At 51.9% G+C, this 15,520-nt stretch carries 14 protein-coding genes and 1 tRNA gene; all 15 read left to right on the top strand.

Annotation, left to right across the window (positions count from 1 at the left end; genetic code table 11):
* Positions 1 to 85 precede the first annotated feature (85 nt).
* The 15 genes from McpCs1_RS07790 to McpCs1_RS07860 all read left to right on the top strand — a co-directional run bounded on the left by McpCs1_RS07790 (position 86) and on the right by McpCs1_RS07860 (position 15,421).
* Positions 86 to 1,261 carry an ATP-binding protein gene (locus tag McpCs1_RS07790; protein ID WP_338096696.1) on the top strand — a complete coding sequence of 392 codons (1,176 nt, stop codon included), beginning with the start codon at positions 86 to 88 and terminating at the stop codon, positions 1,259 to 1,261.
* A gap of 189 nt (positions 1,262 to 1,450) precedes the next feature.
* The gene (gene ilvB / locus McpCs1_RS07795) at positions 1,451 to 3,112 is read left to right on the top strand and encodes a biosynthetic-type acetolactate synthase large subunit (RefSeq protein ID WP_338096697.1); all 1,662 of its coding nucleotides are present in this window, start codon (positions 1,451 to 1,453) and stop codon (positions 3,110 to 3,112) included.
* Between the two features lie 5 nt (positions 3,113 to 3,117).
* Positions 3,118 to 3,606, top strand: coding sequence for an acetolactate synthase small subunit (gene ilvN / locus McpCs1_RS07800; RefSeq protein ID WP_338096698.1), 489 nt, complete (start codon positions 3,118 to 3,120; stop codon positions 3,604 to 3,606).
* A 10-nt stretch (positions 3,607 to 3,616) separates the two neighbouring features.
* Positions 3,617 to 4,612: a ketol-acid reductoisomerase gene (gene ilvC, locus McpCs1_RS07805; protein ID WP_338096699.1), complete on the top strand. Its 996-nt coding sequence runs from the start codon at positions 3,617 to 3,619 to the stop codon at positions 4,610 to 4,612.
* Entirely contained in the window at positions 4,594 to 6,282 is a 1,689-nt protein-coding gene (gene ilvD, locus McpCs1_RS07810) for a dihydroxy-acid dehydratase (RefSeq protein WP_338096700.1), read from the top strand. Before ilvC ends, ilvD begins: the two co-directional genes overlap by 19 nt.
* 845 nt (positions 6,283 to 7,127) lie before the next feature.
* Positions 7,128 to 8,342 carry a potassium channel family protein gene (locus tag McpCs1_RS07815; protein ID WP_338096701.1) on the top strand — a complete coding sequence of 405 codons (1,215 nt, stop codon included), beginning with the start codon at positions 7,128 to 7,130 and terminating at the stop codon, positions 8,340 to 8,342.
* Positions 8,343 to 8,349: 7 nt separating this feature from the next.
* Positions 8,350 to 10,194, top strand: coding sequence for a DHH family phosphoesterase (locus McpCs1_RS07820; protein WP_338096702.1), 1,845 nt, complete (start codon positions 8,350 to 8,352; stop codon positions 10,192 to 10,194).
* A 131-nt stretch (positions 10,195 to 10,325) separates the two neighbouring features.
* Positions 10,326 to 10,580: a DUF7123 family protein gene (locus McpCs1_RS07825; RefSeq protein ID WP_338096703.1), complete on the top strand. Its 255-nt coding sequence runs from the start codon at positions 10,326 to 10,328 to the stop codon at positions 10,578 to 10,580.
* Between the two features lie 166 nt (positions 10,581 to 10,746).
* Positions 10,747 to 11,007, top strand: a complete 261-nt coding sequence (locus tag McpCs1_RS07830) for a DUF7123 family protein (RefSeq protein WP_338096704.1) — start codon at positions 10,747 to 10,749, stop codon at positions 11,005 to 11,007.
* A gap of 22 nt (positions 11,008 to 11,029) precedes the next feature.
* A complete protein-coding gene (locus McpCs1_RS07835) occupies positions 11,030 to 11,209 on the top strand; it encodes a hypothetical protein (RefSeq protein WP_338096705.1) in 180 nt (59 codons plus the stop codon).
* Positions 11,210 to 11,230: 21 nt separating this feature from the next.
* Positions 11,231 to 11,608, top strand: a complete 378-nt coding sequence (locus McpCs1_RS07840; RefSeq protein ID WP_338096706.1) for a hypothetical protein — start codon at positions 11,231 to 11,233, stop codon at positions 11,606 to 11,608.
* Positions 11,605 to 13,212 carry an adenine deaminase gene (ade, locus tag McpCs1_RS07845; protein ID WP_338096707.1) on the top strand — a complete coding sequence of 536 codons (1,608 nt, stop codon included), beginning with the start codon at positions 11,605 to 11,607 and terminating at the stop codon, positions 13,210 to 13,212. The genes McpCs1_RS07840 and ade overlap by 4 nt, the downstream gene beginning before the upstream one ends.
* A gap of 53 nt (positions 13,213 to 13,265) precedes the next feature.
* Positions 13,266 to 13,799 (top strand): hypothetical protein, encoded by a 534-nt coding sequence (locus McpCs1_RS07850; RefSeq protein ID WP_338096708.1) that lies wholly within the window; start codon positions 13,266 to 13,268, stop codon positions 13,797 to 13,799.
* A gap of 58 nt (positions 13,800 to 13,857) precedes the next feature.
* Positions 13,858 to 15,267 (top strand): aldehyde dehydrogenase family protein, encoded by a 1,410-nt coding sequence (locus tag McpCs1_RS07855; protein WP_338096709.1) that lies wholly within the window; start codon positions 13,858 to 13,860, stop codon positions 15,265 to 15,267.
* Between the two features lie 82 nt (positions 15,268 to 15,349).
* Positions 15,350 to 15,421, top strand: a tRNA-Arg gene (locus McpCs1_RS07860).
* Positions 15,422 to 15,520: the final 99 nt, after the last annotated feature.

A 15,520-nucleotide genomic window follows, 5' to 3' on the forward strand; every position in this document is an offset into this window, starting at 1 on the left:
TATACTATACACACGCTCAGGAAATAATTCTTCACCATCGACACGTCAAAAGATTAAATTTGGTCGGTGCCCCAAACATTGTACTATGCAGCGCTCCGTACTCCTTCATCGACTCGTACTATTCCGCAGTCTCCTTGATCTGCCAGTCTATCACAAACTCTCACTCTTACTTGCTGATGATGGAACAGACACCGCGCGATTTACTGATTATTATACCGAATTTGTCGCAGAACTCTACTATTATACTGACAATCTCAGCGAATATATCAGAAAAACCGTCTACGAAAGTGACAACCTCCATATCCGACTGGTTGCCGAAAAAAAACCAGTCTCCCCGCATATTGCGTCCGCCCTCGAGGAAGAACTCAGAATTCTTGAACAGATCAGCTGCATAACTCCTGGCGATATCACTCCGCCCAACACTGGATTTCTGCCGCAGTGGAACACCACAGAGATTGACCTCGTCAGAGGCTACGCAGAACATGCTGCAAACATTCACCAAGTCGGTTACGGCATCTATGCCGCTCATCACATGTTCATCGTCAAAGACGATCATATCCTGCCTCTCCGGTATCCTGACCCGCAGGCACTTGCCGACCTCTACGGTTACGAAGCAGAACGGGAAAAAGTGATAGCCAATACCCTTGCTCTCCTTGAGGGAAAACCTGCTGTGAATGTTCTTCTGTATGGTGATGCAGGAACTGGCAAAAGCTCCACCGTCAAAGCCATCGTCAACGAATATTCTTCAAAGGGTCTGCGGCTCATTGAAGTCAAAAAGTCCCAGCTTGAATCCATCCCTTCGGTTATCGAAGAGCTTGCATCCAACCCCCTCAAGTTCATCCTCTTCATCGACGACCTCTCCTTCTCCGAAGGCGACGGAGACTTCACCGCACTCAAAGCAATCCTTGAAGGAAGTGCTGCAGCCCGCACCAAAAACATCGTCATCTATGCAACCAGCAACCGTCGTCATCTTGTTCGTGTCACCTTCAGTAGCCGAGCCGGCGACGACATCCATGTGAATGAAACGCTCGAAGAGACCATCAGCCTCTCCGCACGGTTCGGCCTCGTTATCACCTTCCAAAAACCTGACCGCGACGCATATCTTGCAATCGTCTCCTCACTTGCCAAGGAGCACGGGCTTACCATTCCACAGGATGTTCTTTTCAAAGGAGCGGAAATGCATGCACTTCGCAGCAGCGGCAGGACTCCGCGTGCCGCAAAACATTACATCGAACTGCTTGCCGCAAACACTATTCAATAGATGATCTCTTCTTTTTTTTTACTTGGAATTTCGACGTATTTCTCAGGATATCCTTCTGATTTTCGTACCATCTTCCAAAGCTATTTCAGCAAATACTCAGATATCTATAAGAATTAACGCCTAAGGCCATTTGCGTTAATGGAAAAATTAGTCCGGGACGGTACCCGGGACTAAACAGTGGAAAAGAACATGTTACTAACTGGTGCAGAGATTATCGCAGAAGTTCTCATCGAACAGGGAGCCACCACTATCTTCGGATATCCTGGAGGAGCGGTTCTCAACATCTACGATGCCCTCTACGAATACCGTGACAAAATCCGTCACATCATGACAGCCCACGAGGAAGGAGCCTCTCACGCGGCTGACGGATACGCACGTTCAACCGGCAAAACCGGCGTCGTACTTGCAACATCCGGGCCCGGAGCAACCAACCTTGTTACAGGAATTGCTACCGCATACATGGACAGCGTCCCCCTAGTTGCACTAACCGGCAATGTTGGAACCAGTCTTATCGGGCGTGACAGTTTTCAGGAGGTATATATCGCCGGAATCACCATGCCCATAACCAAACACAACTTTGTTGTGCGGGACGTAACACAGCTGGCAGATGTTCTGCGGGATGCATTCAGAATCGCTCAGACCGGACGGTGCGGTCCGGTTCTCGTCGACATCCCAAAAGACGTCACTGCGGCAAAAACCGAGTTCGAACCGCTTGGTCCGGTGGTAATTACACAACCTGCCCTGCCAGCAGCAGAAGACATCCGTCGCGCGGCTGACGACATCAATAAGGCTGCTCGCCCGATCATCTACTTCGGCGGCGGCGTTGTCAGCAGCGGCGCTGATTTGGTCCTTGCTGACCTCATCCATACCGCAAACATTCCGGCATGCCACACGATTATGGGAACAGGCGTCATCGGAGACTCCGACCCCTTGAACCTCGGCATGGTCGGAATGCACGGCTGCTTTACAACCAACAAAGCCATTGACGAAAGTGATCTCGTGATTGCGATCGGTACAAGATTCAGCGACCGCGTCGCCCTCAACACCAATGCATTTGCAAAACATGCAAAAATCATCCACATCGACATCGATCCAAGTGAGATCAGCAAAAACGTGATCGCACACGCAAGCCTCATCGGCGATGTCGGCGCTATCCTCGCAGCCATACTGCCGATGATTGAGGAAGCACAACACACCGAGTGGCGGGAGCGGATTACCAAATGGCAGACCGAGGACTATGTCCCTGAAGACAGCAGTGAAGTTCTCCGTCCGCATCAGCTTGTCTCAACCATCGCACGGCTTGCCGGGGAAGACGCCATCATCGCCACCGACGTTGGTCAGCATCAGATGTGGGCAGCCCAGTACTGTGAGCGAACCCTTCCACGCTCGTTCTTAACCAGCGGCGGACTGGGAACCATGGGATTTGGATACGGTGCTGCAATCGGCGCAAAAATTGCGAACCCGGACCGTCGCGTGATTCACATCACCGGTGACGGCAGTTTCCATATGAATCTGAACGAAGCATGTACGGTTGTGAGCTATGACCTGCCGATCATTACTGTGATCGTCAATAACACGGTTCTCGGCATGGTCAGGCAGTGGCAGACCACCTTCTACGGCGGCCGCTACTCAAGCACCTCGCCGAACAGAAAGACTGACTTCGCGAAGGTTGCCGAAGGCTTCGGACTCTCCGGCGTTTGCGTCAGAACCCCTGCCGAGTTTGAGGAAGTGTTTACCAAAGCGCTTGCCGACAACAAACCGGTCTGGATAGAGTGCCTGATTGACAAAGATGAAAAAGTTCTGCCGATGATTCCTGCAGGCGGCACTGTCCGGGACATGATAACGAAGTGATTACGATGACGAAAAAAGAAGTACTCTCCGTTCTCGTGGACAACCATTCCGGAGTTCTTGCCCGCGTGGCAAGCCTCTTTGGAAGACGCGGCTACAACATTGACTCACTCACGGTATCTGCGACAAACGATCCTGATATCTCGCGGATCACCATCGTCGTCTCTGGCGACGAGGCGGTCATCAACCAAATCATCAGCCAGACCCGCAAACTTGAAGAGACCCGCGACATCTTCGCACTCAACGACTGCCGTTCCCTTCTGCGTGAACTGCTGCTCGTGAAACTTTCGGCAAACGAATCAAAACGCAGTGCGATCCGTGAGGTTGCCGAAGTTTACGGGGCTACCATTGTCGACCTTTCGGTTGACAGCATGATTGTAGAACTGACCGGTGCGCCGAGTAAGATCGACGCATTTCTTGGAGTGATTGGCGAATACGACATCGTTGAGATGTGCCGCACGGGCATTACCGCCCTCGAACGCGGAATTAAAAAATAAGGTGAATATTATGGTAACAATGTACTATGACACAGACTGCAACTTAGGACTCCTCGACAAAAAGACCGTGGCCGTTATCGGTTACGGCAGCCAGGGACACGCACACGCTCAGAACCTCAAAGACAGCGGCGTAAACGTGGTGGTTGGTCTTCGCAAGGACTCAGCATCCAGAGCAAAAGCAGAGGCAGCAGGCCTGAAAGTAATGGAAGTCGCAGACGCTGCAAAGGCAGCTGATCTCATTATGATGCTCGTTCCTGACGAGCAGCAGGCTGACATCTACACCTCCCAGATTGCCCCGAACTTAACCGAAGGCAATGTGCTGATGTTCGCACACGGATTCAACATCCACTTCAAACAGATTGCACCGCCAACAAACGTTGATGTTATTATGGTTGCCCCAAAGGGACCGGGACACACTGTCCGCAGCCAGTACACCGAAGGACGCGGTGTTCCTGGTTTAATTGCTATCCATCAGGATGCATCCGGCAAGGCCCGCGAGTACGCTCTTGCGTATGCCTGCGGAATTGGTGCAGGCAGAGCAGGCATCATTGAGACCAGTTTCCGCGAAGAGACCGAGACTGATCTGTTCGGTGAGCAGGCTGTTCTCTGCGGCGGTGTGACGGAACTGATGAAGGCCGGATTTGATACGCTCGTTAAAGCAGGCTACGCACCTGAGATGGCATACTTTGAGTGTGTTCACGAGATGAAACTGATTGTGGATCTGATCAACTCAGGCGGATTTTCGTTCATGCGCTACTCGATCTCTGACACTGCCGAGTACGGCGACTACCGTACCGGACGCCGCATCATCACTGATGAGACGAGAAAGGAGATGGAAAAAGTTCTCCGCGAGATTCAGGATGGAACGTTTGCCAGCGAGTGGGTCACGGAGAACCGTGCAGGCCGCCGTGCAAAATTCCTTGCAACCCGCCAGCTCGAGTCCGAGCATCAGGTGGAGAAAGTCGGCGCAAAACTCAGAAAGATGATGTGCTGGTTAAAGAAGTGAGTGCGATGGAACTTCGAAGCCATACGGTGACCCGCGGTGTTGAGCGGGCACCGAACCGCTCATTGTTTTACGCAATGGGATATACGGAGGAGGAGCTGTCCCGTCCGCTGATCGGTGTGGTGTCTGCGTACAGCGAGATTGTGCCGGGTCACATTCATCTAGACAAAATTGCCGAAGCAGTGAAGGCCGGTGTCCGCATGGCAGGCGGAACACCTGTTCTGATTCCGTCAATCGGCGTCTGCGATGGCATTGCGATGGGACACTCAGGCATGAAGTACTCGCTTGCAAGCCGCGAACTGATTGCCGACAGTGTTGAGACGATGACGATGGCGCACTGCTTTGACGGTCTTGTGCTTGTGCCAAACTGCGACAAGATTGTGCCGGGCATGATCATGGCTGCGGCACGTCTTGACATTCCTGCGGTGATGTGCAGCGGCGGCCCGATGCTTGCGGGTGTTGAAGGCGGGGATGAGATCAGTTTGTCGAAACTTTTCGAGGCGGTCGGCGCACGAAAAGTGAATGCTATCACGGACGCTGATCTGAACCGGATTGAGCACAATGCATGTCCGGGCTGCGGGTCGTGTGCAGGGATGTACACGGCGAACAGTATGAACTGTCTTGCTGAGGCGATCGGTATTGCTCTCCCCGGCAATGGTACGATTCCTGCGGTGATGGCTGCACGAATTCAGCTGGCAAAGCATGCGGGTATGCGAGTCATGGAGCTTGTGGAGAAAAATATCACGGCACGAAAAATCCTGACTCCTGCGGCGTTCAAGAATGCTCTTGCGAGTGATATGGCGCTTGGATGCAGTACGAACAGTGTGCTGCACCTCTTGGCAATTGCTCATGAGGCTGGTGTTCCGCTGGATCTCTCAGTGATCAGTTCCGTGAGTGCGGTAACGCCGAATCTCTGTCACTTGGCTCCGGCAGGCCCTACGCATATTCAGGATCTGGATGCTGCGGGCGGTATTCCTGCGGTTCTTGCTGAGCTTGCGAAAGGCGGGTTTATCGATACGTCCGTAATGACCGCAACCGGCAAGACGCTTGGCGAGAATATTGCCGGAGTCACAAACAAGAATCCAAACGTTATCCGTCCGATCGATAGTCCGTACAGTAAAACAGGCGGTATTGCGATTCTCTGGGGCAACATTGCAAAGGAAGGCTGTGTGGTAAAGCGCAGTGCTGTTGCTGATGAGATGCTTGTTCACAGCGGATCAGCACGGGTGTTTGATTCGGAAGATTCGGCAATTGCTGCGATTTATGCAGGCAAAATTGTCTCAGGCGATGTGGTTGTTATCCGGTATGAGGGCCCGAAGGGCGGACCCGGTATGCGTGAGATGCTGAATCCGACGTCTGCTCTTGCGGGCATGGGTCTTGATCGGTCTGTTGCGCTGATTACTGACGGCCGGTTCAGCGGTGCAAGCCGCGGAGCTTCGATCGGTCACGTGTGCCCTGAGGCTGCGGCAGGTGGAGAGATTGGTCTTGTTGCGGAAGGCGACACTATCCTGATTGATATCCCATCCGGTAAGATCAATGTTCTCGTGAGCGATGAGGAGTTTGCGAAGCGTCGTCAGGCTCAGGTAATGCCAAAACCAACCATCACCAGCGGCTGGCTGGCACGGTACGCCCGGGGCGTGGACGGTGCCAATGTCGGTGCGGTGATGAAATAATCTTTTTTTTTCATCGACTTGTTGTCTGGGATGCCCTGTTGTTCACGATTCGCAGGATAAACTGAAATTTCACGGAATTTAAAAATATTATGAGTTTTTCCGGAAGTGTTTCTCAAAGTTTTAGATTTTTCTCTCCAGATTTCGTTTGAGGAATATCGGTGGTCATCAATCATCAATCATCAATTGATCACTGTTCCGGAGGATGGGTGAGACCAGTATTTTTTTTCTTTTTTTCTCAATCAGGAAATTGTGCAAGATTATAATATATCAGTTCCATAAATAAACAACAAGACAGTGGGAGAGCGTCACTTCTCGTGCGAGAGGAGAGACGCGGGCGGTCAATCTGATTTTTTGGTATGGTGTGATCATCTGATGATTGATGATTGATGACCACCGATATTCCTAGAACGAAATCAGGAGAGATAAATCTAAAACATTGAGATTCACTACCGCGAGTGTGAAATAGCATAAGGAAAAGGGATTCTCTGTCCTTGGTTTTATTTGGGGCAACCACGTATCGCATGCCAAAGGCATGCGATACGTGGTTACTCCAAGCGAGACCACCTACAGGAAAATTCCAAACAATGAAACTCATCACCGCGTAATTCCTATTAAATTCCGTGCTGTTCACGTCTGCTCCGAGATATTTTTTCCGTGAAATTTCCGCGTGTTCCGTTTTTCCTGCGAAACAGTGAGCACGACGGGACGGCGTGTGAATCGTGGGCGACCCGGAGTCGGGTGCTGTGTTACCGTTGCCATACCACAGCGATCGACACTGAAAGAAAAATGACTCTCTTCAAAACCATGACTTAAGTAGTCAGAAAACCTCATTATATGAGTAAGGCATGATGGATCGCGACTATCAACCCATCAACCTCAAGGACGTCCTCATTGAAATGAAGGACATCTCGGAACTGATGGTTGATCTGGCTTATTCTGCGGTGCTGTATGAAAGCAACGCCATTGCAGACGAAGTCATCGAACTCGAAGAACGGATGAACGACCTTGTCTATCAGGCACGGATCACCAGCATGATGAGTGTCCGCCGTCTGGAAGAGACCGAACCAATGAGCGGCCTCCTGCAGCTTGCAGAAGCATCTCAACGCATCTCCAACCAGGCCGCAGACATTGCCAAAAGCATTATGCGCAACGTATCTTTTCCGGCAAATCTTAGAAAAGCCCTGCCGGAAGCAGAAGAAGCCACCCACCGCGTGGTCGTTGCCGCCGGCTGTCCTCTTGACGGCGCACGGCTCGGAGACATCAAACTCCAGTCCGTAACCGGCATTCGGATCATCATGATCCGGCGCATGCGCCAGAGAATCTATGATCCTGACAAACACACCGTTCTTCGTGTCGGTGACGTCCTCGTCGGCAGAGGACCTGACTACGGCTTCCCTGCTCTCTGTGAGCTCTCAGGCCAGCCTGTCCCTGACGACGACGACTGCAATGCAGCCGCGATCAGCGATCTCGACCGGGCGGCGGCCCTCATGATCGAGATGAAAAACATCAGCGAACTCTCAGTCGGACTTGCCTATACCGCCCTTCTTCACGAAAACATGGACCTCGCCAACGAAGTCATGGCGCTCGAAGAAGAGCTTGATGAGATGCGGCTCAAACTGGACCTCTGGACACTCGAAGCAGCAAAACGAACAGACGATGTTGCAAGCCTTCGCGGAATGCTCTACATGTCCTCGTTTGCCGAATCCATCTCCGACGCCGCAGGTTCCATCGCTGACGTTGTTCTCCGTGAGATCGACGTCCCGCCAATCATCAAGAGAATCGTCCGCGAGTCGGACGAAATTATCTCCTGGGTATCAATTCACGAGGGTTCCCCTCTTGAGGGAAAATCCCTCGCAGAATCATATGTTGGAACCGTCACCGGCATGGTGATTTTTGCCGTCAAGCACGGCAACCACTGGACGTATCGCCCGGGACGCAACGTACGCCTGTATGCAGGCGACCTCCTTGTCGCCCGCGGCAGACGTGACGGAGAAGAAAAACTGTACGGCCTCTGCGGAGCAGACACCGACGAAATAGATGACTTTGAAGATTCGGAGTAACACAAAAATGGTCAATAACATGGTATACCGGCTTGGACCCGGTTGTGAAGTGGATGATATCGTAGAAGGCCAGGTCTATCTGGGAAAAGTTCAGGGATTTGCAACATTCGGCACCTTTGTTCTCTTAAACGACCGCGTCAAAGGACTGCTGCATAAAAGCAACATCAAAAGCGAGAAGCAGGAGCGGGATCAAATCCTCGTACAGGTCAATCAGATCCGCCCGAACGGCAACATCGACCTCCGTGAGGTTGATATTCCCGAAGGAAGCTATGAGACCCAGCTGGTCACCAAAAAGATCATGCTCTCCCGCCTCTCTGATCTCAAAAACAAGGTCGGCAGAAATGTCACCATCGAAGCAGACATTGTTCAGATCAAACAGACCTCAGGCCCCACCATCTTCACCATCTGCGACGACACCGGTGTCGAAGACGCCGCAGCATTCACCGAAGCTGGCGTTCGCTCCTATCCGGAAGTAAACCTCGGTGACATCGTCCGTGTCTTTGGCGAAGCAACCCGCAGAAACAACCAGATGCAGATCGAAGTCTCCGACATGCAGGTACTCAAGGGTGCTGAGGCGGACAATGTCAGATCACGCATCAACAAAGCTCTTGAAGCACGTGCCGAGCCGTCCGAAGACGTCGCTCCGCTCATCAACAGCGATGTCCTGACCGCTCTCTGGCCTGAGATGCGCAAACTCGCAAAAATAATCCGCCGCTCTGTACTTACCCAGCAGCCGATCATTCTCCGCCACCATGCAGATGCCGACGGCATCTGTGCCGCAGTCTCTGTTGAGACCGCTGTCCTCCAGTTCATCCGCGACAACGGCGGCGACCCTGATCAGGACAACTTCCTGTTCCGCCGCTCACCCTCCAAAGCTCCGTTCTATGAGATTGAGGATGTCACCCGCGACCTTGACATGATGCTGAAGGACAACGTCAGATTCGGCCAGAAGCTTCCGTTAATTCTGCTGATGGACAACGGCTCGACCGAAGAGGACATGCCGTCCTACAAGATGACCGAGGTCTATCAGCTTGACGTCGTCGTCGCTGACCACCACCACCCTGACGACACCATCGACAAGTACCTGCTTGCCCATGTCAACCCGTATCATGTCGGCGGCGACTTCGGCGTGACCGCAGGAATGCTCGGAACCGAAATTGCCCGTCTGATCAACCCGTCCGTTGAACAGAAAATTCTTCACCTGCCAAGCGTCGCAGGTGTTGCCGACCGCAGTGAGGCTCCGGAGCTTAACTCATACCTTGCCTTAATCGAAGGAAAGTACACCCGCGACGAGTGCAAGGACATGGCTCTTGCCTTAGACTATGAGCAGTACTGGCTCAGATTCAACGACGGTCGCGAGATCGTCAAAGATATTCTGAACCTCAACAATGCACCAGAACGCCACAGCCGTCTGGTAACTCTCCTCGTCACTGAGGCAAACGCCGCAATCGAGGATCAGATGAGCACCATGATGCCGCATGTTCAGCATCAGGTGCTTTCCTCAAACGCCAACCTCTTCCTTGCTGATGTGGAGATGTTTGCTCACCGGTTCACCTTCCCGCCTCCAGGTAAATCCTCGGGCGAAGTCCATGATATCCTCTGCAAACGCTATGTGAACCAGCCAGTTGTAACCCTCGGCCTTGGCCCGGACTTTGCCGTCATTCGCTCCCGCGGCGTGAAAATGAACATCCCGCAGATGGTTCGGTCCATGCGTGATGAAATGCCGGGCGCAGGAATCTCCGGCGGGGGTCACTTGGTCGTCGGCAGTATCAAGTTTGTCGAAGGCATGCGGTCTCAGGTCATCGCTAAGATGATCGAAAAGATCTCTGAGTTCCCTGTAGATCAGCTCTGAGTTGTTCAGAGACAATATCTGCAACTTTTTTCGTAACTAACTTCGTATGGCCATTTTTCTGCACAAATTTTGTGTACCAAGCACTACCTTTATTATGTAAAACATCCTATACTTACATGAGGTAAGTCACTATGACCGAACCTAAAACAATTCGTGAAAGATATAATGACACCCAGTCTCGGATTCTCGGATATCTGACTGCCGGCGTGGCAAAAGGAAGCCGCTTCTTCAAGGCAAAGTACATTGCCAAAGACCTTGGACTCTCCTCCAAGGAAGTCGGAACTAACCTTGCCATCCTTTCCGAGATCTGCGATGAACTGGATATTCAGCGCTGGAGCTACTCAAATAGTACCACCTGGATGGTAACGAGCAAAATAATAGCCTAATATTTCCCCACTTTCTTTTTTGAATCTTTACGCATGGTAACCTCCCGCAGACGCGAGAATATCTCTGCTATTCCTCGGTAATCTGATATCTGCGCCTGTCGGGGCATCTGTCACCCTCACGCAACGCCAGGGAGAATTTATATGTCATCAAACCAAAGACTTACTTATGGTAAGTGACTTGGAGCTACAGACGACTGCATACAACTCCACACAGCAGCGGATTATCAACTATCTCAAAGCCGGTGTATCCTCCGGCACCCGGTTTTTCAAAGCAAAATATATCGCCAAAGAGCTTGGCATCTCCTCGCGTGCAGTAGGTACGAACCTTGCCCTTCTTGCAGAAAAATGTCTGGAGCTTGAGATTGTCCAGTGGGGCTACTCCACCAGCACCACATGGATGGTCAAGGCGAGGCAATACCTTAATTAAGTTCCCCTTCTCATTTTTATCTATGGGAAAAAAGATTGCTGAGATCATTGAAACCATAGAGTTCGTTGCAGACATCGAAGGGACCAAAGACTGCCTCATGTCCCAGCAGGGCGAACTCTGGTTCAACATTGATGTCCCCAAGGGTCATGGCCTGAAAACCGGCGATAAAATACGGGTCATCCTCGAACGTGCCGATGAATAATTTTTGTATCAGGCATTTGTCATGAGAAAGCTTGTACTGATTCTTGCGGCAATAATTGTGTGCTTCATCGCCGTCATTATTTTCACAGCGGGAGCAGTCTCTGTCGACGCCGAGGATCCGGTCTATCAGAACGGATATCTGGTAACAGCATTTCAGTACAGCGGCGAGACCAAGGATGTCTGGGTTCAGTGTGTGATCTTTCGCGTGAGCGATATCCTCTCGTCTGAACAGGTAGGAGATGTTCTCTCACTCCCTGACACCTTCTCCAAAGGCCGCGAGGTCTGTGAGTTTCCAATAGATCTTCCACCCGGCTCCTACTCGGTCCGGCTCTATGTCAGGGAACGGGACGAAGGATCCGCACGGCTTGCGGCATTTATCAAAAATTTTGAGGTAATATGATCCATATCTTTGACAACGCTCTCCTGTTCAAACCCTCCACAGGAGAGTGGCAGTCTGTTTCTTTTTCCGTTGAAAACGGTGTTGTGGCAATGGTTGGCGTCCGCAACCAGCTCACCGGTGATAAAATCACTGATCTGAAAGGCGCGCGGGTGGTTCCCGGCCTCATCGATGCGCATGCACATATTGAGAGCACGCTGCTTGTTCCCCGCGAGTTCGGTCGTGCGGTTCTCTCCCATGGAGTGACGACCGTCATCGCCGACCCGCATGAGATTGCAAACGTCGCTGGCTGCGCTGGCATTGACTTCATGATTCATGACGCCGAAGGCGCGCCGAGTGATATTTTTTTCATGGCCCCTTCCTGTGTTCCGGCAACTCCTGCTGACATTGGCGGAGCGGTAATAACCGCAGCAGATCTGAAAAAATATGTGGGCAGCCCCCGCATCCTCGGGCTTGGCGAGATGATGAACTTCCCGGGAGTTATTCATGACGACCCTGAGGTTCTCGCAAAACTCAAACTCTTCGACCATGTTGACGGCCATGCTCCTGGCGTGACCGGAGCTGATCTCTGTAAGTACGTCTCGCACGGCATCAAAACCGATCACGAGTGCACCGCTGCTGAAGAAGCGCGGGAAAAACTCAGACACGGCATGTACATTTTCCTGCGCGAAGGCGATGCGGCGAAGGATGTGGCGGTCCTGTCGTCTGTTGTGACCCCGCTCACGGTTTCCCGCTGCTGTTTCTGTACCGATGATCGTCATGTGGACTCCCTTGTCCGGGAAGGCTCGATCGATCACTGCATCCGCGTTGCAGTAGCGTCCGGCATGCCGCTTGAGCTGGCGCTCAGGATGGCAACGCTTTCTGCCGCGGAATGCTTCGGCTTAACCGACCGCGGTCTAATAGCACCGGGCCGTATCGCCGACTTTTGTGTGCTTGCTGACTCTGATGAGTTTAGCATCGCCGCAGTCTACAAGCGCGGCGTCTTATCATCCGAGATCCTGACCCCACAGGCATCATCAGCGTTTGTCTCGCCAAAGTTTGACTGCCGGTTCCCAATTCCGGCAGACCTTATTCTGCCAACCTCAGGAGTTGCCAGAGTCATCGGTCTGATCCTTGGTGAGATTGTGACGCAGAACATCCATGCACAAGTAGGAGCTGACGGCGTTCAGAAGGTCGTCTGTGTCGACCGGTATGCATCCCGCGGATTTTCCGTGGGACTCGTGAAGGGATTTGAGATTCAGACCGGAGCAATCGCTGCCTCCATCTCCCATGACGCCCACAACATCATCGCGGTTGGCGCAACCGACGAAGAGATTCTCGCAGCCATTCATGCGGTTGCAGATGCCGGCGGCGGAATGGCTGTTGTGACCGGAGATGAAGCAACCGTTCTTCCTCTTCCGATTGCAGGGCTGATGACGGCCGAGCCGGTTGAGGTTCTCCTCGAAAAACTCGATGCACTCACCTCACATCTGACACACACCGGTACTTTTCCCCGCGCTTTTGCGCATCTGTCGTTCCTGTCGCTGACGGTAGCTCCTCATCTGAAGATAACTCCGCGTGGACTCTTCGATGTTGATGCTTTCAGAGATGTTTCTCTCTTTCTCTGAAATTTTATTTGTATAGGAAAAGATATTGAGAAAGAGTGCAATAAAGAATTATCATGAAGCTACAGCGTAGTGTTGCCATCTGTTTAATTGCGGCATTTTTGCTTTTGCCGTTATTTGCGGGCGCTGCAGCTGCGGCAGACAATGATACGGAGGATGCAGGGCCAAAACTCATCCTGCTGCAGAATGCCGCCCTCACCAACCACTATGGATACATCACTGTGGACTCGGTTGATGTGGACCTGAGTAAAGGAGTGGACGCAGTCTATACCATCAACTACTCGATCGATCCCTGGATTGCGTTTCTCGTGTTTTTGTTCGGTAAACAGGATCTCAAAAGCCGGCTGCTCAAAATTCTGAACCCGCCTGCATCAGGCAGCGGACAGACTCAGGAGATAGTCTTTCAGTACGTGGACAATGATATGGCGAAAATTTCTGTCTCGAACGTTGGCATGAGCTATGGCGACAAAACCTACTGGTATCCTGAGCATGAGTTTGCGGTGACGGTTCCCAAAATCGAGTTCCACTCATCCTTCACCAAAACATTCAATGATACCCGCATTATCCAGCGCGGATTTGGGTATTACTAATACTTTTTTGCCGTGATGATCACCTCTAAACATCTTCCCGTAATACATTACCAGTACTATGCAGATGTTTGTAGGCGGCAGGGCGACCGAGAGTCTCTCGGGCAAAAGTGTTCAGGTTGTTAATCCGGCGACGGGAAGCGTTATTGACACCATTCCTGCCGGAACCGCAGACGATGTTGCCGCAGTGGTTGATGTGGCGGGAGTTGATCAGCTGAAATGGGCAAGCATCAGTCCCGCGGACAAAGCCCGCGTTCTGATAAATGCCGGAGCACAAATCCGTGCCGAGGCTGATTCGCTTGCAACACTTCTGACCACCGAGCAGGGAAAGCCGCTTCGCGAATCCAAGGATGAGATCCTTGGCACCGCTCATGTGTTTGAGTATTATGCGTCGATGACCGGCAGCGTTCGCGGTGATGCAGCGGTTCTTCCGAAGTACGGGTACATGAATGTTGTCAGAAAACCGATCGGCATCTGTGGTGCGATCGTTCCCTGGAACATGCCGGCGATGATTTTTGCATGGAAAGCGGGAGCCGCTCTTGCCTGCGGTAATGCGGTTGTGGCAAAGCCGTCAGATACTGCTCCGCTGACCATTCTCAGGCTCGCCGAGATTTTGGTTCGTGCCGGAGTTTTCGGCGGTGCGATGAATGTGGTGACCGGTCCCGGCTCAGTCGTCGGCGATGCAATTGTCCGAAATCCTGACATCAGGCATGTTTCTTTCACCGGCTCTGTTGCGACGGGTCGTTCGGTCGCTCTTGCGGCAGCGCCGAAACTCAAGAGGCTGACGCTTGAGCTTGGAGGAAATGATGCGTTCATCGTTGCTGCTGACGCAGACATCGACGCGGCTGTTACCGGCGCCGTTCGCAACCGGTTCTACAACTGCGGTCAGGTATGTACATCGGCGAAGCGGGTTCTGGTTGATGCAAAAGTTGCGGACGAGTTTGTGAGGAAAGCGAAGGCAGCAATTGAGAAACTGTCAGTCGGCAACGGACTTGAAAAGGTGAACATGGGGCCGCTGAATAATCCAATTCAACGTGATGCAGTCGCGTCTGCGGTGGACAAAATTGTTGAAGATCAGAGTGGAACGCTCGTGTGCGGCGGAAGAAAGATGGATGGAGCAGGAAATTTCTATGCTCCAACACTGCTCACGAATGTAGCTCATGATGCGGTGCGTGAAGAGATCTTTGGTCCTGTAATGCCGGTGATTTTGTTTGAGACGCTGGATGATGCTGTGGAGATTGCCAACAGTACTCCTTACGGACTTGGCGCGTCGATATGGACCAAGGATATTACGACCGCCTACACCGCGGCTGACATGATCCGATCAGGCGTGGTCTGGGTGAACAAGCATCTGATCCTTCCGCCGGAAATTCCCTTCGGCGGCACCAAAGATTCCGGCTATGGTCGGGAAAATGGTACTGATTTTATCTACGAATTTACCGAGCCGAAGAGTATCCTGATCGGCATCTAATTTTTTCTTAGACGGGGTTAGAATGCGAAACGGTGGGTTTATATCACTGCTGCTCTAATGTATTAGAGCACAAAGGTGTAATGTCCCGGTAGGGTAGAGGATATCCTAGAAGCCTGCGGAGCTTTTGACCTGGGTTCAAGTCCCAGCCGGGACGTCGTTGTTTTTTTTCTGTTCACAAAAATATCAAACTTAAGCCGCATATCCTGAATCCCCAATTAACGAAAATCATTTTCATTACTCGAAAAATCTCAGC

Source organism: Methanorbis rubei (assembly GCF_032714495.1).
Taxonomy (GTDB): Archaea; Halobacteriota; Methanomicrobia; order Methanomicrobiales; family Methanocorpusculaceae; genus Methanocorpusculum; species Methanocorpusculum rubei.